We start from the raw sequence: 20,629 nt of genomic DNA, 5'->3' as shown, positions 1-20,629 counted from the left end.
CTATCGTTTCCTGCACTGCCAAGGCTGTGTACCGTTACTTACCAGGCCGGCGCACGCATGGCGGACGGGTGGGGCGTATCCGATCAGTTAAACTTGCCGCTTTACTCACGCTGGCGCCGATTCAACATGAAAATTAGTCTACCCTTATTGAAAACGCTATTGCTGGGCGCAAACTGCCTGCTGGCCGCCCCGGTTTTTGCCGCTGCCGCCGCACCGTACCCGAATACGAGCGCCATGGGCGTGGGGCACGCGGAAAGCACGGCCTGGTATGCGAGTTGCCTGAAGGTCAAGGATGCGGCGCCGCCGCCCGCCGACTTGCCGGCGCCGTCCGCCGTGGCGTCCCTGCAGCAATGCCAGGCAACGGACCTGTATTACGATACCAAGAGTATGTCCTCGCCCAAGCCGGCCGACTGGCGTCCCGCGCGTCATTGCGCCATGGCTACGCAGAACAGCGCCGTGCTGATGATGCTGTACCAGAATGGGCAGGGCGTGCAGAAAGACCCGTTGCTGGCGCTGAAGTATGCGTGCAGCATCGATGCGGCGCCGGCCGAGATGCGGGGGGCGCATCGAGCACTTGCAGCAGATCAATGCCAGCGGACGCGGCATGATCGACCTGTGTGACGACATCACCAGCGGCTACATGATGGGCGTGTGCAGCGCCATCGATGCGCGGCAAAAGCAGCGCGTGCGCGCGCAGGCGACAGATAAGGTCAGTGCGGCCATGCCGGCCGTGGCGCAAGCGTCGCTGCAAAAGCTGCAGGCGGCGGCAAGCAAGTTTGCCGACGCGCGCGCGGCGAATGAAACGGATTTGAGCGGCACGGCGCGCGCCGCCCTGAGCATCGCCGCCCGCACGGCCGAGCTCGACCAACTGGCGCACGATCTGCGCGAGTATGAAGCGGGCAAGTTGCCAGAAAGCATGTCCAAGGAACAGGCGGCGGCGCTCGACAAGGAACTCAACGCCATCTACGGCAAGCTCATGAAAAAGCCGGCGGAAACCCATGCGGGCGCCGTGGGCAAGGATGGCATCCGCGCCACCCAGCGCCTGTGGCTGGCGTACCGCGACGCCTGGATGAACTTTGGCGCTGTGCGCTATCCATCCGTGACGAGCGAGACCTGGGCCGGCCGGTTGACGTCGCGACGCAATGTGCAACTGCAAGATTTGCTGGGGAATTGAGCCATGCGGGAAGCGTACTACCACGAAGACGATTTTTGCATGATCGAACTGTTGCCGTTGGATAATTTACAGCACTGTCTGACGCAGATGGGCGAGCAGCAGGCGTTCGCCGACGCGCACCGCAGCGGCGCCGGCTGGACGGACATGTACGTGCCCGAGGCGCCGCCGTCGCCGCTGCGCGCGCTGGGCATGACGGCGGACCAGCTACGCCTGGCGCTGGCCGACGCCTTGCCGCCCTACGACGCCGTCTACACGGGCTACAGCAGTTACCGGGTGGAATGCAAGAACGTGCTGGCCTTTGGCGGCGACAAGACGGAGACTTTGTTCGCAGGCCTGGACGACGACGGCATCGTGTGCGACCTGTGGTGCAGCGATGGCATGCCCGGGCTGATGCTGCTGCCCTTGAAAGAGCGGTTGCTGCTGGCCGACTGGGGCGCGGGGTTTGCGTGCCCGCTGGCCGATGGGGGACTGTTCGCCCGTTATCTGCAGGAATACGAACTCGACTGATTTATTCGCAGGCGATGGCGTTCGGTTGCGCCACTTTGATGACCGACGCCAGGCGCGCCATGTCGTTGCCGTCGCCTTGCTCCACATATGGTTGATACGTATCAATGACGATGCGCGCACGCGCCTGCCAACCGCAATTGTCGGCCTGGCGCGCGGGTACGCGCAGCAGACGCCGCGCCTCGCCATCGTTGCTGAAACAAAACCACGCATCGTGCGTGGCGGCAGGCCGGGGCAAACGGCCCCACTGCGCCTTGTCGGGCGCGAAGCAGACACGGTTGCCGATGATTTCCAGGCTCATCTCGTCCGTGCGCGCGCTGTACTGGCCGTCGAGCACGATGGGCGTTTGCGCCTGCGCGGACAGGCAGGCGCAGGCCAGGAGGAGGGTGGCGGCAAGTTTCATGCGTTTCTTTCAGGGCTGGCAAGACGAAGGGCTAGTATAACCGGGGGCTGGAAACGAAAAAAGCCAATCCCGGAGGATTGGCTTTTTAGTACTGCGCATTCGTGGTAGGCCGTGCGGGATTCGAACCTGCGACCAACGGATTAAAAGTCCGCTGCTCTACCAGCTGAGCTAACGACCCGAAAGAGGCCGCATTATATATCAGTTGAAAAAGAATGCAAAGCATTCCTGCGAGAAAGTACTGAAGCTCACGGCAGGGCCGCCGTGAGCTTCAGCACTTCGTCGAGACTGGTCGTGCCATCGATGATCTTGCGCGCGCCGGCGATGCGCAGCGGCGTCATGCCGTCCAGCAGGCTCTGGCGGCGCAGCGCGTGCAGGTCGGCCCCCGCCTTGACCAGCTGGCCGAACGTTTCCGTCACGCCCAGCAGTTCATAGATGCCGGCCCGCCCCAGGTAGCCGCTGTGCCGGCACAGGGCGCAGCCGACGGGGCGGTACGCTGCGGCCGGCCGTTCCAGCTGGCCGCCCGTCAGGCGCTGCCAGGCAGCGGCGCCGGGGGCGGCGTCCAGCTCCTTGCAGCCCGGGCACAGGCAGCGCAACAGGCGCTGCGCCAGCACGCCGGCCAGGCACGCTTCCAGCAGATAGGCGGGCAAGCCCAGTTCCAGCAGGCGCATGACGGCCGAGGGCGCGTCATTGGTGTGCAGGGTCGACAGCACCAGGTGCCCCGTCAGCGCCGCCTGGATGGCCATCTCGGCCGTGGCCAGGTCGCGGATTTCGCCCACCATGATGATGTCGGGATCTTGCCGCATCAGCGCCCGCACGCCATCGGCAAACGACAGTTCGATGCCGGCCTGGGTTTGCACCTGCATCTGGTTGAAGGCCGGTTCGACCATTTCGATGGGGTCTTCCACCGTGCACACATTGACTTCGCTGCCGGCCAGTGCCTTCAGGGTGCTGTACAGGGTGCAGGTCTTGCCCGAACCGGTCGGGCCCGTCACCAGCACGATGCCGTGCGTGCGCGCCGTCAGCTGGCGCCAGCGTTCGGCGTCCGCGGGTGGAAAGCCCAGCTCGGCCAGGCTCTTGACGGCCACTTCCGGGTCGAAGATGCGCATGACGAGCTTTTCGCCGAAGGCCGTGGGCAAGGTCGACAAACGCAGTTCGATTTCCTGGCCCTGCGCATTGCGCGTCTTGATGCGGCCATCCTGGGGGCGGCGCTTTTCCACCACGTCCATGCGTCCGAGCAACTTTATGCGCGCCGTCATGGCCAGCAGCACCACGGGCGGCAGCTGGTAGGCCTGGTGCAGGCGGCCGTCGATGCGCAGGCGCACGAGGCCCGCGTCGCGCTTCGGTTCCAGATGGATGTCGGAGGCGCGCTGGGCAAACGCGTATTGCCACAGCCAGTCGACGATGCGCACCACGTGCTGGTCGTTGGCGTCCAGGTTACCCTTGTTGCGCCCCAGTTCCACCAGTTGTTCGACATTCTGGCGCAGCGCCAGGTCTTGCGTGGAGGCTTGCCGGGCCACCTTGACGGAACTGGCCAGGCTGAAAAATTGCGCGATGGCGTCAGCGATGTGCAGCGGATTGGCGATGACCAGGCTCAGCTTGCGCGGCGCCAGCTTGCCCAGCTGGGCCTGCCAAGCGAGCGAGTACGGCTGGGCCGTGGCGATGACGATGCGCTCCGGCGTGCTTTCCACGGGCAGGATGTTGAAGCGGGCCGCATAGCCGGCCGTCATGACGTCGGCCACCTGGCTGAAATCGATGTGCAGGGGATCGATGCGCAGATACGGCAGGCTTGCGCGTTGCGCCAGCCAGGCGCACAGGGTGTCGAGCGTCAGCGCACCGTGGGCGATGCTGCACAGCGGATGCAGGGCCGGCGCCGGCAGCAGGGCGGCCTGGGCGCCGATGGCGGCCGCTTGCGCCGCGTCGAGCAAGCCGTCTTCCTGCAGCCAGGCCAGCAGTTGCGGCAGTTGCAGCGGCGTATCGGGAGAAGGAGGGGATGCGGGCATGGCCGGCGCCTTTCCGGGCTGCCGGCCTTGCCTGGACTTGCCGGCGGTTACAGGGTGCTGACGATGCCCTTGACCCAGGACTTGGCGGGCAGCTTGGTCTCGGCGACGATCTGCTTGGCGCGCTCGAGCAGGGCGGCTTGTGCTTCGGCATCGAGTGCCACTTTCGTCTTGAAAGCGATGGCCACCACGTTCCCATCATGGACTTCCGGCAGGCAGATCACCTGTTCGAACGCAAACTTCATCGCCTTGATGTTCTTTGCATAGCTGGGATGGTCGCCAAACAGGTTGACCGTCATGATGCCGTGCGGCGCCAGGCAGGCGCAGCAGGCGGAATAGAACTCGGCGCTGTCGAGCACGGGACCGCGCGCCGTGGCGTCGTACAAGTCCACTTGCAGGGCGTCCAGCGTGCCGTGGTGGGCCTCATCGTTGACGTAGTCGAGCGCATCCATCTCGCGCACGTGCAGGCGTTCGTCGTTGGGCGGCAGCTTGAACATCGAGGCGCAGATGGTGATGACGGACGGGTTCAGCTCGATGGCCTCGACCTGTGCCTGCGGGAACTGGCGGTAGCAGAACTTGGTCAGCGCTGCCGTGCCCAGGCCCAGCTGGGCGAGGCGCTGCGGCTGCTCGATCCACAGCATCCACGCCATCATCTGCTGCGCGTATTCGAGTTCCGGCCAGTCCGGCTTGCGGATGCGCATGGCGCCCTGCACCCATTCCGTGCCGAAATGCAGATAGCGCACGCCATCCATTTCCGACAGGGTGACAGGGGCGTAGCGTGGCTTGCGCGCAGGGCGCGAGGATTCGACTTGTTCGATGGATTTTCGTTTGATAAGCATAAGGCGGCCTGAAAGTGTGCCGCATTATAGCCCGTGCCGGGGCGCCATAAAAAATGCCAGCCCCATGAGAAAGACATGGGGCCGGCATTTTAGTCCTGAGTAACAACGCTTGACAGAAGCGTCGCGAGCGGAAGGCAGAGGTGGCCGAGAAGCGCAACCGTACTCCAGTACGGTGAGCATCGCAGGCCACCTATGCCGACGCGCAGCAGCTTATGTCAGGCGTTACTGTTGAGCAGGCTCGATGGAGACGCGCAAGCGGATGCGTTCGCCCGGATCGTAGGACATGATGCTCGTGTAGTTGCGGCCGCGGTAGTCGTAGGTGACCTGGTAGCCATTGTTGCGCGATTCCCAGTGGTCGACCTGACGGCATTGCTTGACGGCTTGTTCCTGCATGCCGCCCTGGTAATTGTTCTGGTTGTCGACACGGTCGCCGACGACGGCACCGGCAATCGCGCCAGCGGCTGCCGCGGCCGTGCGGCCATTGCCGCCGCCGACCTGGCTGCCCAGCAGGGCGCCGGCGATACCGCCGACGATGGAGCCGCCAGCGCTGCGCTGTTGCGGTGGTGCCTGGACTTGCACGTATTCCGTACGGCATTCCTGGCGTGGACGATTGATCTGTTCCACTTGCGGCACGACGCGCACGACCTTGCCGAAATCTTCAAAGTCGGCGGCCTGGGCGAGTGGCAATGCACCGATACAAAGGGCTGACATCATCAATTTGGCTTGCAAGTTCATTTGTAACCTCGTTATCTAGAGAATCTTTCAGGGTATTTTTTACAACTTGGGGCTATAGTAATCCCGCCGGGCGGCGACAAGTGTTTCGCGTGGCAACAAAATGTAACAGCCCAAGCCCCTTGCCCCACAGTCTGTAACATGCACTTTCAATCGATACAAGATGTTGAAGTGACTTGAAACCAGCGGTTTGTAACAAATCTTGCGTTTGACATCATATTCGGGTTGATTCATGCAGGACAACACGTTACCCTAATACGCGTATGGCTTATATAAAATCGCACTGAATCGCATAAAAGTTGATACAGATCGAATCACCGCGTGCGCATTGACCCGCGTGCGGGGATGCAATAAGAAGAGCAGCTAGAACAGATCCATACATAACAGGTCGATTTGAGGGAAAAATGAGTTTGTTACTAACCGTGCCGCCCAACCTTGTCCAGTCCATCCGTGCCTTTCGCGTGACCGAATTACAAGACGAGGCGATCCGTCTCGGGCAGCACTTTTTATATGCGCATTGCAACGCTGGACAGACCAAACAACAAGTCATCGGCATTATTGCAGAAGCATTCCTGTTTCCGAAGAACCTGGCGAAGAATTTCGACGCCCTGCGCCTGTGCCTGACGGATACCATGTTCAAGGCGGGCACGCAAACGGGCTTCCTGGTGGTGCTCGAGCAATTGCCAAATACGCAAAAATTCGACAAGGAAGCGCGCGAGATCCTGCTCGACGTGTTCCGCGACGCGGCCGACTACTGGGCCGAGAAGAAAGTCCCGTTCCGCGTCTTCTATTCGTTCGAGTAAATACTTACTCTTGCCGCAGCGCCCTCAAGCGGGCCTCCGGCGCAGGTGAAAACCGGCATCGCCGGGCGGCTGCGGCGCGCCGGCGCTCATGTTGCGCCGCAACAATAATACCGGCCTTTCTAGATTCGCATCGCCATAGCGGGTACAATGCGCGCTATGAAAAATATCGTTATCCTCATTTCCGGACGCGGCAGCAACATGGAAGCGGTCGTCCGCGCGGCGCAAGCCGAGCAATGGCCAGCCCGTATTGCCGCCGTCATCAGTAACCGGGCCGATGCCCAGGGACTGGTTTTTGCCGCGGAACATGGGATAGCGACGGCAGTCGTTGCCAACAAGGATTATGCCAGCCGCGAACAGTTCGATGCGGCGCTGCAAGCCGTGATCGACGGCTTCGCCCCCGACCTGGTCGTGCTGGCCGGTTTCATGCGCATCCTGACGCCGCCCTTCGTCGAGCATTACGCGGGGCGCATGCTCAATATCCACCCGTCGCTGCTGCCGCTGTTCCCGGGCATGGCGACGCACCGCCAGGCGCTCGAGGCGGGCGTGACGGAACACGGCGCGACCGTGCATTTCGTGACTGCCGAGCTTGACCATGGCCCGGCCGTGGCGAGCGCGGTGGTGCCAGTCTTGCCAGGCGACACAGAAGACAGCTTATCGGCGCGCGTGCTGGTACAGGAACATCTGCTTTACCCGCGCGCCATCCGCCTGTTCATTGACGATAAACTGTCAGTCGAGCATGGCCAGGTCCGCGTGGACCCTCAATAAAATATTACAGGAAGAATAACAATGAGATTGCCACCAGCGATACTTGCCAATGCTGAAGAAGTATTGCGCGAAATTTTACGTTTTACGGCTCCGGCCGACACCACCCTGTCGCGCTATTTCCGCGACCATCCGCGCCTCGGTTCGCGCGAACGCGGCGCCATCGCCGAAGGCATTTATGCCGTCCTGCGCAACAAATCGTTCTTCACGGACTTCGCCGAAGCGGGCAGTGGCCCGACCATGCGCCGCTTGACCATCCTCGGCCTGGCCGAAGCCGTCGGCGCCGACTCCCTGGGCGGCTTGACGGAAGAAGAAGTGGAATGGCTGGAACGCATCACGCAGATCGACCGCAGCCTGATGCCGTCGAACATGCGCGCCAACATGCCGACCTGGCTGTTCGACAAGCTGATCGCCCAGTTCGGCGAAGCGGAAACCATGAAGCTGGCCGATGCGCTGAACGCGCCGGCGCCGCTGGACTTGCGCGTCAATTCGCTCAAGGCCACGCGCGACGACGTGATGCTGGCCCTGGCCGAAGCGCCTATCCTCAGCACGCCAACGCCGTACGCCCCGCTGGGCTTGCGCGTGATCAAGAAGCCATCGTTGCAAAACCTGCCATTGTTCCAGAGCGGCGCCATCGAAGTGCAAGATGAAGGCAGCCAGATCCTGTCGCAGATCGTCGGCGCCAAGCGCGGCGAGATGGTCGTCGATTTCTGTGCCGGCGCGGGCGGCAAGACCCTCGCATTGGGCGCGCTGATGCGCAACACGGGCCGTTTGTACGCGTTCGACGTGTCGGAAAAGCGTTTGGCCAAGCTGAAGCCGCGCATGGCCCGCAGCGGCCTGTCGAACGTGCATCCGGTGCAGATCGCGCATGAGCGCGATGCCAAGATCAAGCGCCTGGCTGGCAAGATCGACCGCGTGCTCGTCGACGCCCCATGCAGCGGCCTGGGCACCCTGCGCCGCAATCCGGACGTGAAATGGCGCCAGCAGCCGAACTCGATCGTGGAATTGCAAGCCAAGCAGGCAGCCATCCTGGCCGGCGCGGCGCGCCTGGTCAAGGGCGGCGGCCGCCTGGTGTACGCCACCTGCAGCTTCCTGAACGAAGAAAACGACTTTATCGCCGAGCAATTCCTGGCCGCCCATCCGGACTTCACCCTGGTGCCGATGAGCAAGGTGCTGGCCGAGCAGAAGATCGAGCTGGAAATGGGCGACTACCTGAAATTGTTGCCGCACTTGCACCAGACCGACGGCTTCTTCGCCGCCGTGTTCGAGCGCAAGGTCATGCCGAAAAAAGTCTACGCCGATGAAAAACCGGCCGACGACGCTGACGCTGAACAAGCCGAATAAGCCGTCACGGGCCGCCGCTGCACCTGGCAGTGGCGGCTTTCAATGCCGCCGGCCCGCCTGGCGGCATGGGCCTAGCCCCTCCGTACCACCTCCGTCCCACCCGTCTCACCTTCCGGACCGCATCCGCCATGAATGAAACCCCGCTGCTGAATCTGATCACTGACTTTGTCGACGATTTCCGTCAACCGGCCATCCTGTGGCAGGCGCTGGTCATCGTCGCCTGCCTGGCGCTGAGCTGGCTGCTGGTGCGGCAGTTGCGCGTGTTCCTGCATCAGCGGGCGGAAGCGGCCACGGTGCCGGCCACGCCGGAAACCTTGCAGCGCACGGATAGTTTCATCCGCATCCTGACGCCCGTGCTGGCGGCCATGCTGCTGGGCATTGCGCAGCATTTCCTGGCCAAGTTCCAGTCCGTGAACCTGCTCAGTATTGCCATTCCCCTGTGCACCTCAATGGCGCTGGTGCGCTTCGGGTTTTACGTGCTGCGCCGCATTTTTGCCCGCCACGGCGACATCAGCCCGACCATGTTGCTGCTGGAGAAGATCTTCACGGTGGTGGTGTGGGCCGGCATGGCCCTGTACATCACGGGCCTGTGGCCGGAATTGCACACCTTCCTAGAAGGTATTGTCGTGCCGCTGGGGCGCAACAAGGTGTCCGTGGCTGCCATCTTGCAAGCCGCGATTTCCGTGGCCGTGCTGCTGGTGCTGGCCATGTGGGCCGGCACTTCGCTCGACGAGCGTCTGATGAAAATGCAGGGCTTGCACACTTCCTTGCGCGTGGTGCTGTCGCGCATGGGCCGCGCCGTGCTGATCCTCGTTTCCGTACTGGTCAGCCTGTCGCTGGTGGGCATCGACCTGACGGTGCTGTCCGTGTTCGGCGGCGCCTTCGGCGTGGCGCTGGGCTTTGGCTTGCAAAAGATCGCCGCGAACTTCGTGTCCGGTTTCATCATCCTGCTGGACCGCAGCCTGACCATCGGCGACATGATTACGGTGGGTCAATTCACGGGCAAGGTCACGCAAATCAATACGCGCTATACTGTGTTATTGGGTGGCGATGGCGTTGAATCCATCGTGCCGAATGAAATGCTGATTTCCGGCGGCGTGCAGAACATGTCGCTGAGCAACCGCATGGTCTGGCTGTCGACGGCCGTGTCGGTGGGCTATGAAACGGATCTGGATGTCATCTTCCCCTTGCTGGAAGCGGCGACGGCCAAGGTGCCGCGTGTGTCGCAAAGCAATCCGCCATCGGCCACCCTCGTGCGTTTCGGCGCCGACGGCCTCGATGTGCAGATCGGCTTCTGGATTGCGGACCCGGAAAATGGCACCGGCGGCGTGAAGTCGAATGTGAACCGCGCCATCTGGCGCACCTTGCAGGAACATAAGGTCACTGTACCGTTTCCGCAACGCGAATTGCGTATTGTTGGTACGCCTCCTGCCCCGCTCGCCAGCGCGGCAGAGGGTGAGTCCGCCCCATCCGGCACCCAGCCTTAACCTCGCTGCCTGCCTCCGATTTTGCCTGACCGCACCCATTAGGGCGTACAATCACGCCTAAAATTAACTCTGCCGGACCTCCAGAGTCACTGGAGCGACCGTGCGCACGCCCTGTCCACTTGGAGTAGTAGTAATGACATTGAGTTCCGTTTTACACGACGTTTTGCAGTTCATGGCAACTGGCATTACCGATCTGTCCGCATGGCAAGTTTTCCTGTACACCATGGTGGTCACGCATATCACCATCGCCAGCGTCACGATTTACCTGCACCGCCACCAGGCCCACCGGGCGCTGGAATTGCATGCGATCCCCAGCCATTTCTTCCGTTTCTGGCTGTGGCTGACGACGGGCCAGGTGACCAAGGAATGGGCGGCCATCCACCGCAAGCACCATGCCAAGTGCGATACGGAAGAAGATCCGCACAGCCCCGTGACGCGCGGCATCAAGAAAGTCTTCTGGGAAGGCGCCGAGCTGTACCGCGCTGAATCGAAGAACATGGAAACCATGGCGAAATATGGCCACGGCACGCCGACGGACTGGATCGAGCGCAACTTGTACACCAAGTACAGCTGGCTGGGCGTGGTGTCGCTGTTCGTCATCAATTTCATTTTGTTCGGCGTGATCGGCATTTCCGTGTGGGCCGTGCAAATGATGTGGATCCCCATCACGGCGGCCGGCATCATCAACGGCATCGGCCACTACTGGGGCTACCGCAACTACGACTGCGCCGATGCGGCCACCAACATCATTCCGTTCGGCATCCTGATCGGCGGCGAAGAGTTGCACAACAATCACCATACCTATGCGACGTCGGCCAAGCTGTCGTCGAAATGGTATGAAATCGATATCGGCTGGGCCTATATCCGCGCGCTGGAAATGCTGGGCCTGGCCAAGGTGAAAAAGCTGGCGCCGGAGCCGAAGTTCTCGCACGGCAAGCTGGAAGCGGACTTCGAGACCTTGCAATCGGTCATCGCCAACCGCTACGACGTGATGGCCAAGTATGCGAAATCGATCAAGCATGCCTGGAAGGAAGAGCTGGAACACTTGAAGCACAAGGCGGAACTGGAAAAGCGCTTCCTGAAATCGTCGCGCAAGCTGATGCAGCGCGAGCCGGGCAAGCTGGCCGATGCGCACCACGAACAGCTGTCGGAATTGTTCCAGCACAGCAAGGCGCTGGAAACCATGCACCACATGCGCGTGGAGCTGGGCGCCATCTGGGAACGCTCGCACTTTACGCGTGAGCAATTGCTGCAAAAGCTGCAAGACTGGTGCACGCGCGCCGAAGCGTCTGGCATCAAGTCGCTGCAAGACTTCTCCTTGCGCCTGCGCAGCTATGCCTGAGTAAGCTGTTGCGTCATATCAAGGCCCTGGTTTCCAGGGCCTTTTTTTCGTCCCGGCACAAGGGGAGAGCGGCGAGATGAAAATCAGGGCGAAAAAAAACCGCTCATCGGAGCGGCTCTTTTTACAGAACACAATATCAATTACTTGATTTTGGTTTCTTTGTACGTTACGTGCTTGCGTGCTTTAGGATCGAATTTCATGATCTCCATTTTCGCAGGCGTCGTACGCTTGTTTTTGGTGGTCGTGTAGAAGTGACCCGTACCGGCGGTCGATTCTAACTTGATTTTGTCGCGGCCTGATTTTGCCATGATAGCTCCCTTATTCTGCTAATTAGACTTTTTCGCCACGAGCGCGCATATCGACCAATACGGCGTCGATGCCGACTTTATCGATGACGCGCAGACCGGCGTTGGACAAACGCAGGGAGACCCAGCGGTTTTCAGATTCAACAAAAATACGACGATTCTGCAAGTTAGGCAAAAAACGACGTTTGGTTTTGTTGTTTGCATGGGAAACATTGTTGCCGACCATCGGCTTCTTCCCAGTGACTTGGCAAACACGTGCCATGGCGCACTCCTTAAAGATATTCCAAATTGGAAAAACGAGAGTATATCCAAAATAAGCCGATTTATCAATGACTTGCGAAAAACAATTGTGTCATGTTGTATTGAAATAATTTAACAATTTGACTTTTCCCCTTCTTCATAGGGGAAGGCACTGGTAAACAGCGCTGTTTACTGTTAGATAAGCGTCTCGCTGCAGTGACGTATGTCCTTGTTTACACATGGTTAACTGCCGCCTGGCCAGCCCTGGCCTAGATCTGGCCATGTTCCGCGAACGAATGCACGTGCCGTCCGGCCACGACGAAATGGTCGAGGATGCGCACGTCCACCAGCGACAACGCTTGCACCAGCGCGCGCGTCAGCAATAGATCCGATTCGCTGGGCTCGGGTGTGCCGGACGGGTGGTTGTGCGCCAGCATGACGCTGGCCGCGTTGTGCTGCAGTGCCTGCTTGACGACTTCGCGCGGATATACGCTCGTGTGGGTGAGGGTGCCGCGAAACATTTCCTGGGTCGTGATCAGGCGGTTCTTGACGTCCAAAAACAACACGTGGAATGCTTCATGCGCCAGGTTGCCCAGGGTCAGGCGCAGGTAATCCTTGACGGCGTGCGGCGAATTGAGGGTCTGGCCCGCCTGCAAGTCTTCGATGATGGCGCGCCGCGCCAGTTCCAGCACTGCTTGCAACTGGGCAAATTTGGCGCTGCCCATGCCGTGCACGGCGGAAAAGCTCACGAGGCTGGCGCCAAACAGGCCCCGCAGCGAACCGAAGTGCTCGACCGTGTCGCGCGCCAGTTCCACGGCGCTCTTGCCGCGCACGCCCGTGCGCAGGAAGACGGCCAGCAATTCCGCGTCCGACAGCGATTGCGCGCCATCTTCGATCAGGCGTTCGCGCGGCCGTTCGCCGGCCGGCCAATCCTTGATGCCCATCTTGCCTCCCGTTCGCGCCCGGCTGGTCGTGGCGCCTGCCGATGATTGTCGCGCCTTCCCCGGGCGGCCATGCTGCGCTAGCTCGTCTTCATGGCGAATCCTATGAAAAAAACAAAAACCAAGATGCCCGGCCTGGCCATTTTCAAGCGCTATGATTTGCCTGTCGTTGCATTCCATGCAAGTTGCAGCGGCGGGGAGTCAGGGCCCTGAACTCAATGTCTTCCACTTGTTTTACAGGAGTCGTCATGCCGTACATCAAAGTTATCAATGGAGTCATGCAAGAGTTCAACGCCGCCGGCGTCAACACGGGCAAGGTCAGCGGCATCGGCCTCAATGCGCACGCGTATCTGGAGCGCCGTCAATGGAGCGCTACCGCACCGCTGGCGCCGGAAGTGGAACATCCTGATTACAGTACCGATTTGCCTTATCTTGCGGCCAACGGCTTCAAGTACATCCAGGTGATGGTGGCGCCATTCAACGGCAAACTGGCTGACGGTACGGGCTATCAGGTATGGGACTACGTTGTGGGCGCGCCGAGGTTTGCCACCGACAACACGGTCGTGGACCTGAGAATCCAGGATAAATATTGGAAAGCGGTGCAGGCGCTGCTTGACTATGCGCTGGCCAATGGCATCGGCATCATCGCCTGTCCATTCTGGAATCCCTTTGCCGTGCCGGAGTTGGTGGGGGAAGCGGGCGCTACGGGAGCTACGCCGGACGAGCACGATGCCGCCGCGCGCGCCGCACTGGCCAATCCACAATCGAAAACACGCCACTACATGCGTGCCTTTGCCAAGGCGTTTGCGCAGCGCTACAGCAACCACGCCGGCATCGCCGCCTGGATGGCTGCACAGGAACTGATGGCCATTGCCAAGATAGACTTGACTACCACCCGCGAAATCATCCAGGAAACGGCGCAAGCGCTGCGCGACAACGATGCCCTGGGGCGGATGATTTCCTCGGGTAATGCAGGAATCCCCGCTTACATACCGCACCAGGGTACCCTCGAACAATACATTGCGGAAACCCTGCCATTGATAAATCCGGATCCTGTCGACTGTATTTGTGAAAACCTGTTCTTGAATAATGAATATGTCAGCAGCGCCATGAACAGCAGTGCGGATCTGCCGGCCGACTTCGTCTCGTCTTCGCTCGCCTACCTGCAGGTGATGCAGCGCGCTGCCCATGCCTTGGGCAAACCGTATTACCTTGGCAGCTTTTGCTTGTCGAAAGAGCAAGAAACGGCGTTGCAAGATACCGAACGGCAAGACAACCTGCATGCCTTGCTGAGCGCCATACGCCGTACGGGCGTGCAACTGGCGTGCTATTGGGCCTGGAATGCGGGGAAAACCATGGAGCGCGCCGGTTTGAACCTGGTGGAGACGCCGGGCTACAGTAACAAACGCAAGGCTGTCTGGGACGCCTTGCGCGGCCAAGATGCCATGCGCCCGGCACCGCCCAAGCCCTGTTTCGGCGTGACGAAGACCTTGCAATTCAAGCCTGGCCTGCTGCTCACCGTGCCGTCGTCCGTGCGCTACGAGAGTGCGGATTTTTCGCTGTCGTATTGCATCCGGCAACAGGACTTCTCTTCGACCGTTGCTCTGGCGCAGGCTTTTATCGCACATCAGGCGAACAAGAAAGGATGGGTGCTGCTGACGCAGGATATCAAGACGTTCCTGTATTTATTCAATGGCGTTGGCGACAATGGCCTGGGCGCCAACAGCAATGGGCATGGCTTGAAGGTGGACATTCCCAACCGCTGGTTCCGCTGTACTTATACTGTGAAGCATGATGGACGCATCAGCCTGTATGTGGATGATTTCCTCATGTATCAGAGTTTGCAAAACATGGCGCCGCCATTCTTGAATGCCACTGGCACCCCGCTGGTGATCGGCCGCGCCGTGCATGCGCAGGAGCAGGGCGCGCCAGCCTGGCAGTTGTCGGACGTCATCCTGTACGACCGCGTGCTGACGCCGAAGGAAGTGTATGACTATGGCCAGTATGGCATCGTGCACCGGCCCGTAGGGCGCTGGAAGCTCGACGGCAACCTGGAAGACAGCTCCGGCTTCGGCAATCACGCCAGCACGGCGGGCGGGTTGACGTACGTCAACGTCTGATTCGTCGATTCGACGTCGGATGTGTTGCGCGGCCATGTTTTTTGACAAAAGCATGGCCGCGCCGAGATGGCATGGGGCGCGCTGGCTCAGGGTGGCTTACAATATCGTTTTGCACCAGTTACTTGAAAACTACTATGTCCAACGAGCAACCAGCAGTCGTCACCGAAGCGGCTTACCTCACCCTGCATTATCGTCTTGCCACTGTTGACGGTACTGACATTGTCACGACCTTCAGCGGCAATCCCGCGACCTTGATGCTGGGACAGGGCCAGCTGGCGCCGTTCCTCGAGCAGCGCTTGCTGGGCTTGCCTGAAGGCACGCACCAGACGTTCGATCTGGCGGCCGGCGAAGGTTTCGGCGAGCGCAACCCCGAGCTGGTGCAGTCCGTCTCGCGCGCCACGCTGGACGAGAACTCCGTGCCGGGCGCCGACTACAAGATCGGCGACCTGGTCGATTTCGCCGCGCCGGGCGGCGGCCGCTTTGCCGGCGTGCTGCGCGAAATGCGCGAGGACTCGGCCCTGTTCGACTTCAACCATCCGCTGGCTGGCCAGCCGCTGCGTTTTGAAGTCAAGCTCATCTCGGTCCTGTAAGGAGTAGCGATGGATAAGGAACTGTTACTGGCCCAGCCCCGCGGCTTTTGCGCTGGCGTCGATCGGGCTATCGAAATCGTCGAGCGCGCCTTGCAGCAATTTGGCGCACCGATCTATGTGCGCCATGAAATCGTCCACAACGCCTATGTGGTGGCCGACTTGCGCAACAAGGGCGCCATCTTCATCGATGACCTCGATGACGTGCCTGCAGGCAATACGCTCGTGTTTTCCGCGCATGGCGTGTCGAAAGCCGTGCGCGCCGAGGCGGAATCGCGCGGCCTGAGCATTTTTGACGCGACTTGCCCGCTGGTCACCAAGGTGCACATGGAAGTGAGCAAGATGCGCCGCGAAGGCCGCGAGATCATCATGATCGGCCACGATGGCCATCCCGAGGTGGAAGGCACGATGGGCCAGGCCGATATGGGCATGCATCTGGTGGAAACGCTCGAGGATGTGGCGAAATTGCAAGTTGCCAATCCGGAAAGCCTGGCCTATGTTTCGCAAACAACGTTGTCAGTTGACGACACTAGCGACATTATTGCGGCCTTGAAAGCGAAATATCCGAATATCGCCGAGCCGAAAAAAGGCGACATCTGCTACGCCACCACCAACCGCCAGGAAGCCGTGAAATTCATGGCCCCGCAAGTGGAAGTGGTGATCGTCGTGGGCAGCCCGAACAGCTCGAATTCGAACCGCTTGCGCGAAGTGGCCGAGAAGATGGGCACGCCTGCCTACATGGTCGACAATGCCTCGCAAATCGATCCCGCCTGGCTGGAAGGCAAGCTGCGCGTGGGTGTGACGGCCGGCGCCTCGGCGCCCGAGGTGCTGGTGCAAGCCGTCATCGACCGCTTGAAAGAGTGCGGCGTGAAGAGCGTGCGCCCGCTGGACGGCGTGCAGGAAGCCGTCACGTTCCCGATGCCGAAAGGCCTCGATGGCCTCAAGCGCGACGTCGCCTGAGTCTGCAGGGCGATTGAGTATCGGTGAAATAGTTACCTCAAAACCGAATTTAATTCGGAAATGATCGATTTATTCCAAGCTTAGTTTTTGCAAAAGATCGTTATGATTGCCTCAAGCTTGAATATGTTGTCGTTATGACTAAGCAAGGTCACGCCCTTTTTGAGTGCGTGCACCATGCTGGTGAGAACGGTCCAGGGATGGCACTGCAGGAATTCTTCCTCCGGTGCCGTTTTTGTATCAGCGACCCATGTTCTGGCGGAAGTTGTTCCCGAAAAATGCATATTTGATAGGGCAATCATGGATACATTCATCCAGCAGATCATCAACGGCTTGGTGTTGGGCAGCATGTATGCCTTAGTCGCCCTCGGTTACACAATGGTGTATGGCGTCTTGAATCTGATCAACTTCGCCCACGGCGACGTGCTCATGATCGGCGCCATGGTGGGCTTGAGCATACTCAAGCTGCTGGGCATTTATGTACCGGACTGGCCCGGCTATCTGAAACTGGCCACCGCCATCCTCGGCGCCATTCCCATCTGTATTCTGGTCAACATCATCATCGAGCGGGTCGCCTACCGCCGCCTGCGCAACGCCCCCCGCCTCGCCCCCCTGATTACCGCCATCGGCGTCTCCATCCTGCTGCAAACCTTCGCCATGATGATCTGGACGCGCAATCCCTTGCCTTTCCCGCAATTGCTGTCGACCGACCCCATCAACATAGGCGGCGCCGTGATTTCGCAAACGCAAGTGCTGCTGCTGGCCCTGGCCGCGCTGTCGATGGGCGGATTGGTGTTGCTGGTGGAAAAAACGAAAATGGGCCGCGCCATGCGCGCCACGGCGGAAAATCCCCGCGTGGCGGGTCTCATGGGCGTCGATTCCGACAAGGTCATCGTCGCCACCTTTGCCATCGGCGCCGCGCTGGCCGCCGTGGCGGGCGTGATGTGGGGCGCCAATTACGCGTCCATCCAGTTTTCCATGGGCGCCATCCCCGGCTTGAAAGCCTTTTGCGCGGCCGTGCTGGGCGGCATCGGCAATATCTACGGCGCCATGCTGGGCGGTGTCTTGCTGGGCATTATCGAGAGCCTGGGCGCCGGCTATATCGGCGACATCACGGGCGGCTTCCTGGGCAGCCACTACCAGGATATCTTTGCCTTCGTCGTGCTGATCATCGTGCTGACCCTGCGCCCGTCCGGCATCATGGGCGAACGTGTGGCCGACCGTGCCTGATGTGAAACTGGGAGACTGAATCATGGCACTACTCGATTTTGACGCTAAGAAAAATCCGACCAAAGCCTACGCCGGCATGCTGGGCCTGGCCGCGCTGCTGATGGTGTTCCCGTTTTTTGCCGCGCAGTTCGGCAACTCGTGGGTGCGCATCATCGACATGGCCTTGCTGTACATCATGCTGGCCCTGGGCTTGAACATCGTCGTCGGCTTCGCCGGCTTGCTCGACCTCGGCTACATCGCCTTCTATGCCGTGGGCGCCTACCTGACGGCCTTGCTGGCGTCGCCCCAGTTCGCCATCCTGCTCGAATCGGTGGTGAATCAATATCCGGTGCTGGGTGCATCCCTGGTGCAGCTGATGGGGCCGGAAATCCGCGAAAACGGCATCCACCTGTCGATCTGGATCATCGTGCCGCTGGCCGCTGCCGTGGCAGGCCTGTTCGGCGCCCTGCTGGGCGCACCCACCTTGAAACTGCGCGGCGACTATCTGGCCATCGTGACCCTGGGTTTTGGCGAGATCATCCGCATTTTCATGAACAATTTGAACGACCCGATCAATTTCACGAACGGTCCGCAAGGCATCAATTTGATCGACCCGATCCGCATCTTCGGCGTCAACCTGGCGGGCGAGGCGGGCACCAACAGCACCGTGACGGTGGCCGGTTTTTCCATGCCGTCCGTCAACGCTTATTACTTCCTGTTCCTCTTCCTGTGCATCGCCGTCGTGTTCGTCACCAAGCGCCTGCAGCATTCGCGCCTGGGCCGCGCCTGGGTAGCCATCCGCGAAGACGAGATCGCCGCCAAGGCCATGGGCATCAACACGCGCAACGTGAAATTGCTGGCCTTTTCCATGGGCGCCTCGTTCGGCGGCGTGGCTGGCGCCATGTTTGCGTCTTTCCAGGGCTTTGTTTCGCCGGAATCGTTCTCGCTGACGGAATCGATCGCCGTGCTGGCCATGGTGGTGCTGGGCGGCATCGGCCATATCCCCGGCGTGATCCTCGGCGGCGTGATCCTCGCCTCGATACCGGAAGTGCTGCGCCATGTGGTGGAACCGGCCCAGCAGGCGCTGTTCGGCCACGTGGTGATCGAGGCGGAAGTGCTGCGCCAGCTGCTGTACGGCCTGGCCATGGTGTTGATCATGCTCAATCGTCCTGCGGGACTGTGGCCATCGCCGAAGCACGAAGACCGGCCCGACCACGATGTGGACCAGCCGAACAAATCCACCGGCGTCGTGTCCGCTTAAGGGAGGGAATCACATGAGCGAACAGATCATTCTCAATATCGCCGGCGTAAACAAGCGTTTCGGCGGCTTGCAGGCGCTCACCGACGTGGGCATCACCATCCGCCAGGGGCAAATCTACGGCTTGATCGGCCCGAACGGCGCCGGCAAGACGACGTTTTTCAATGTCATCACGGGCCTGTACCAGCCCGACACGGGCACCTTCGAGCTGGCCGGCAAGCCGTATTCGCCGTCCGCGCCGCACCAGGTGGCCAAGGCGGGCATCGCGCGCACCTTCCAGAATATCCGTCTGTTCGGCGACATGACGGCGCTGGAAAACGTCATGGTGGGGCGCCACGTGCGCTCGCACCAGGGCGTCTTCGGCGCCATCTTCCGCCACAAGGCGGCGCGCGAGGAAGAGGCGTCCATCCGCAAGCGGGCCATGGAGTTGCTCGATTTCGTCGGTATCGCCCAGTTCGCCAACCGGACGGCGCGCTTCCTGTCGTATGGCGACCAGCGGCGCCTGGAAATCGCCCGCGCGCTGGCCACCGACCCGACCCTGCTGGCCTTGGACGAGCCGGCGGCCGGCATGAATGCGACGGAAAAGCTGGCCCTGCGCGAGTTGCTGGTGAAAATCAAGGCGGAAGGCAAGACCGTGCTCTTGATCGAGCATGACGTGAAACTGATGATGGGACTGTGCGACCGCATCACGGTGCTCGAATATGGCAAGCGCATCGCAGAAGGCTTGCCGGCCGAAATACAACAAAACCAGGCCGTCATCGAGGCTTACCTGGGGGGATCGCACGCATGAGCAATATATTGAAGGTGGCGGGCCTGCACGTGGCCTACGGCGGCATCAAGGCGGTGAAAGGCATCGACCTGGAAGTCAACGAGGGCGAGCTGATCGCCCTGATCGGCGCGAACGGCGCGGGCAAGACGACGACCCTGAAAGCCATCACGGGCACTTTGCCTGCCTGCAAGATCGAGGGCACGATCAGCTACCTGGGCGAATCGCTGAAGGGCACGAAATCGTTCCACCTGGTGGAACGGAAACTGGCCATGGTGCCGGAAGGGCGGGGCGTGTTTACCCGCATGTCGATCCGCGAAAACCTCATGATGGGCGCCTACACGCGCACGGACAAGGCGGGCGTCGAGGACGACATCGCCCGCTGGTTCGACGTGTTTCCCCGCCTGAAGGAAAGGGCGGCGCAGATGGCCGGCACCCTGTCCGGCGGCGAGCAGCAGATGCTGGCCATGGCGCGCGCCCTGATGAGCCATCCGAAGCTGCTGCTGCTCGACGAGCCGTCGATGGGCCTGTCGCCCATCATGGTCGAGAAAATCTTCGAGGTGATCCGCAAGGTGTCGTCCGAAGGCATCACGATCTTGCTGGTCGAACAGAATGCACGGCTGGCCCTGCAGGCGGCGCACCGCGGCTATGTGATGGATTCCGGCCTGGTCACCATGGGCGGCAACGCGGCCGCCATGCTCGACGACCCGCGCGTGAAGGCGGCGTATCTGGGCGAGTAAGCGCGTTCGGGAAGTGTTCAGGCATAAAAAATGCCCCAGCTGGGCTGGGGCATAATGGCATCCGTCGGGGAAGTGCGGGATGGATGCCTGGAGGAGCCGATAACAGCAGACCGCCGTGG

22 protein-coding genes and 1 tRNA gene are annotated in these 20,629 nt (G+C 60.9%); 15 read left to right on the top strand and 8 right to left on the bottom strand.

The features are described 5' to 3' along the window. The first annotated feature begins 126 nt into the window (after positions 1 to 126). From O3300_RS11580 to O3300_RS11570, 3 genes are read left to right on the top strand one after another with little or no spacing between them, the layout of a single operon-like run. Positions 127 to 621 carry a hypothetical protein gene (locus O3300_RS11580; RefSeq protein WP_305052968.1) on the top strand — a complete coding sequence of 165 codons (495 nt, stop codon included), beginning with the start codon at positions 127 to 129 and terminating at the stop codon, positions 619 to 621. Beyond that, positions 575 to 1,174: a lysozyme inhibitor LprI family protein gene (locus O3300_RS11575; RefSeq protein ID WP_305052967.1), complete on the top strand. Its 600-nt coding sequence runs from the start codon at positions 575 to 577 to the stop codon at positions 1,172 to 1,174. Before O3300_RS11580 ends, O3300_RS11575 begins: the two co-directional genes overlap by 47 nt. Positions 1,175 to 1,213: 39 nt before the next feature. After that, the gene (locus O3300_RS11570; protein WP_305052966.1) at positions 1,214 to 1,681 is read left to right on the top strand and encodes a hypothetical protein; all 468 of its coding nucleotides are present in this window, start codon (positions 1,214 to 1,216) and stop codon (positions 1,679 to 1,681) included. A gap of 1 nt (position 1,682) precedes the next feature. Here the strand turns inward: O3300_RS11570 and O3300_RS11565 are convergent, their stop codons facing one another. The 5 genes from O3300_RS11565 to O3300_RS11545 form a co-directional block, all read right to left on the bottom strand. Further along, a complete protein-coding gene (locus O3300_RS11565; RefSeq protein ID WP_251350670.1) occupies positions 1,683 to 2,081 on the bottom strand; it encodes a hypothetical protein in 399 nt (132 codons plus the stop codon). A gap of 102 nt (positions 2,082 to 2,183) precedes the next feature. Further along, positions 2,184 to 2,259 (bottom strand) — tRNA-Lys (locus tag O3300_RS11560). 67 nt (positions 2,260 to 2,326) lie between these two features. Then, positions 2,327 to 4,081: a GspE/PulE family protein gene (locus O3300_RS11555; protein ID WP_305052965.1), complete on the bottom strand. Its 1,755-nt coding sequence runs from the start codon at positions 4,079 to 4,081 to the stop codon at positions 2,327 to 2,329. Positions 4,082 to 4,128: 47 nt separating this feature from the next. Continuing rightward, a complete protein-coding gene (locus O3300_RS11550) occupies positions 4,129 to 4,917 on the bottom strand; it encodes a spermidine synthase (protein WP_289898694.1) in 789 nt (262 codons plus the stop codon). 222 nt (positions 4,918 to 5,139) lie between these two features. Next, complete coding sequence (locus O3300_RS11545; RefSeq protein WP_034785134.1) at positions 5,140 to 5,652, bottom strand: glycine zipper 2TM domain-containing protein; 513 nt, start codon at positions 5,650 to 5,652, stop codon at positions 5,140 to 5,142. A gap of 401 nt (positions 5,653 to 6,053) precedes the next feature. Between O3300_RS11545 and O3300_RS11540 the strand changes: the two genes are divergently transcribed. The 5 genes from O3300_RS11540 to O3300_RS11520 all read left to right on the top strand — a co-directional run bounded on the left by O3300_RS11540 (position 6,054) and on the right by O3300_RS11520 (position 11,387). After that, entirely contained in the window at positions 6,054 to 6,452 is a 399-nt protein-coding gene (locus tag O3300_RS11540) for a barstar family protein (protein WP_034747450.1), read from the top strand. Between the two features lie 156 nt (positions 6,453 to 6,608). After that, on the top strand, positions 6,609 to 7,217 hold the full coding sequence (purN, locus tag O3300_RS11535; protein ID WP_099666788.1) for a phosphoribosylglycinamide formyltransferase: 609 nt from the start codon (positions 6,609 to 6,611) through the stop codon (positions 7,215 to 7,217). A gap of 21 nt (positions 7,218 to 7,238) precedes the next feature. Further along, positions 7,239 to 8,558: an RsmB/NOP family class I SAM-dependent RNA methyltransferase gene (locus tag O3300_RS11530; protein WP_099666789.1), complete on the top strand. Its 1,320-nt coding sequence runs from the start codon at positions 7,239 to 7,241 to the stop codon at positions 8,556 to 8,558. Between the two features lie 128 nt (positions 8,559 to 8,686). Then, positions 8,687 to 10,045: a mechanosensitive ion channel family protein gene (locus O3300_RS11525; protein ID WP_289903849.1), complete on the top strand. Its 1,359-nt coding sequence runs from the start codon at positions 8,687 to 8,689 to the stop codon at positions 10,043 to 10,045. 172 nt (positions 10,046 to 10,217) lie between these two features. Next, entirely contained in the window at positions 10,218 to 11,387 is a 1,170-nt protein-coding gene (locus O3300_RS11520) for a fatty acid desaturase (RefSeq protein ID WP_369811458.1), read from the top strand. Between the two features lie 140 nt (positions 11,388 to 11,527). On the opposite strand, the gene rpmG is transcribed toward O3300_RS11520, so the two are convergent. The 3 genes from rpmG to radC form a co-directional block, all read right to left on the bottom strand. Beyond that, positions 11,528 to 11,695 carry a 50S ribosomal protein L33 gene (gene rpmG, locus O3300_RS11515; RefSeq protein ID WP_010400929.1) on the bottom strand — a complete coding sequence of 56 codons (168 nt, stop codon included), beginning with the start codon at positions 11,693 to 11,695 and terminating at the stop codon, positions 11,528 to 11,530. 22 nt (positions 11,696 to 11,717) lie between these two features. Continuing rightward, on the bottom strand, positions 11,718 to 11,954 hold the full coding sequence (gene rpmB / locus O3300_RS11510; protein WP_010400928.1) for a 50S ribosomal protein L28: 237 nt from the start codon (positions 11,952 to 11,954) through the stop codon (positions 11,718 to 11,720). A gap of 247 nt (positions 11,955 to 12,201) precedes the next feature. Further along, entirely contained in the window at positions 12,202 to 12,876 is a 675-nt protein-coding gene (gene radC, locus O3300_RS11505; protein WP_305052964.1) for a DNA repair protein RadC, read from the bottom strand. A 245-nt stretch (positions 12,877 to 13,121) separates the two neighbouring features. Between radC and O3300_RS11500 the strand changes: the two genes are divergently transcribed. From O3300_RS11500 to O3300_RS11470, 7 genes are all read left to right on the top strand, one after another. Next, positions 13,122 to 14,993: a LamG-like jellyroll fold domain-containing protein gene (locus O3300_RS11500; protein WP_099666792.1), complete on the top strand. Its 1,872-nt coding sequence runs from the start codon at positions 13,122 to 13,124 to the stop codon at positions 14,991 to 14,993. Between the two features lie 134 nt (positions 14,994 to 15,127). Then, on the top strand, positions 15,128 to 15,583 hold the full coding sequence (locus O3300_RS11495) for a peptidylprolyl isomerase (protein ID WP_305052963.1): 456 nt from the start codon (positions 15,128 to 15,130) through the stop codon (positions 15,581 to 15,583). A gap of 9 nt (positions 15,584 to 15,592) precedes the next feature. Then, complete coding sequence (gene ispH / locus O3300_RS11490; protein WP_099666793.1) at positions 15,593 to 16,540, top strand: 4-hydroxy-3-methylbut-2-enyl diphosphate reductase; 948 nt, start codon at positions 15,593 to 15,595, stop codon at positions 16,538 to 16,540. 297 nt (positions 16,541 to 16,837) lie between these two features. Further along, positions 16,838 to 17,767, top strand: a complete 930-nt coding sequence (locus O3300_RS11485) for a branched-chain amino acid ABC transporter permease (protein WP_077407985.1) — start codon at positions 16,838 to 16,840, stop codon at positions 17,765 to 17,767. 22 nt (positions 17,768 to 17,789) lie between these two features. Next, positions 17,790 to 19,007: an ABC transporter ATP-binding protein gene (locus O3300_RS11480; protein WP_251350675.1), complete on the top strand. Its 1,218-nt coding sequence runs from the start codon at positions 17,790 to 17,792 to the stop codon at positions 19,005 to 19,007. Between the two features lie 13 nt (positions 19,008 to 19,020). Next, the gene (locus tag O3300_RS11475; protein ID WP_099666795.1) at positions 19,021 to 19,794 is read left to right on the top strand and encodes an ABC transporter ATP-binding protein; all 774 of its coding nucleotides are present in this window, start codon (positions 19,021 to 19,023) and stop codon (positions 19,792 to 19,794) included. Continuing rightward, a complete protein-coding gene (locus O3300_RS11470; RefSeq protein WP_070256673.1) occupies positions 19,791 to 20,510 on the top strand; it encodes an ABC transporter ATP-binding protein in 720 nt (239 codons plus the stop codon). The genes O3300_RS11475 and O3300_RS11470 overlap by 4 nt, the downstream gene beginning before the upstream one ends. The last annotated feature ends 119 nt before the right edge of the window (positions 20,511 to 20,629 follow it).

The sequence above is a fragment of the Janthinobacterium sp. SUN206 genome (genome assembly GCF_030587305.1).
Classification (GTDB): Bacteria; Pseudomonadota; Gammaproteobacteria; order Burkholderiales; family Burkholderiaceae_D; genus Janthinobacterium; species Janthinobacterium kumbetense.
The sequence above is the reverse complement of the archived record's forward strand: the minus strand, read 5'-3'. Positions and strand labels throughout refer to the sequence as shown.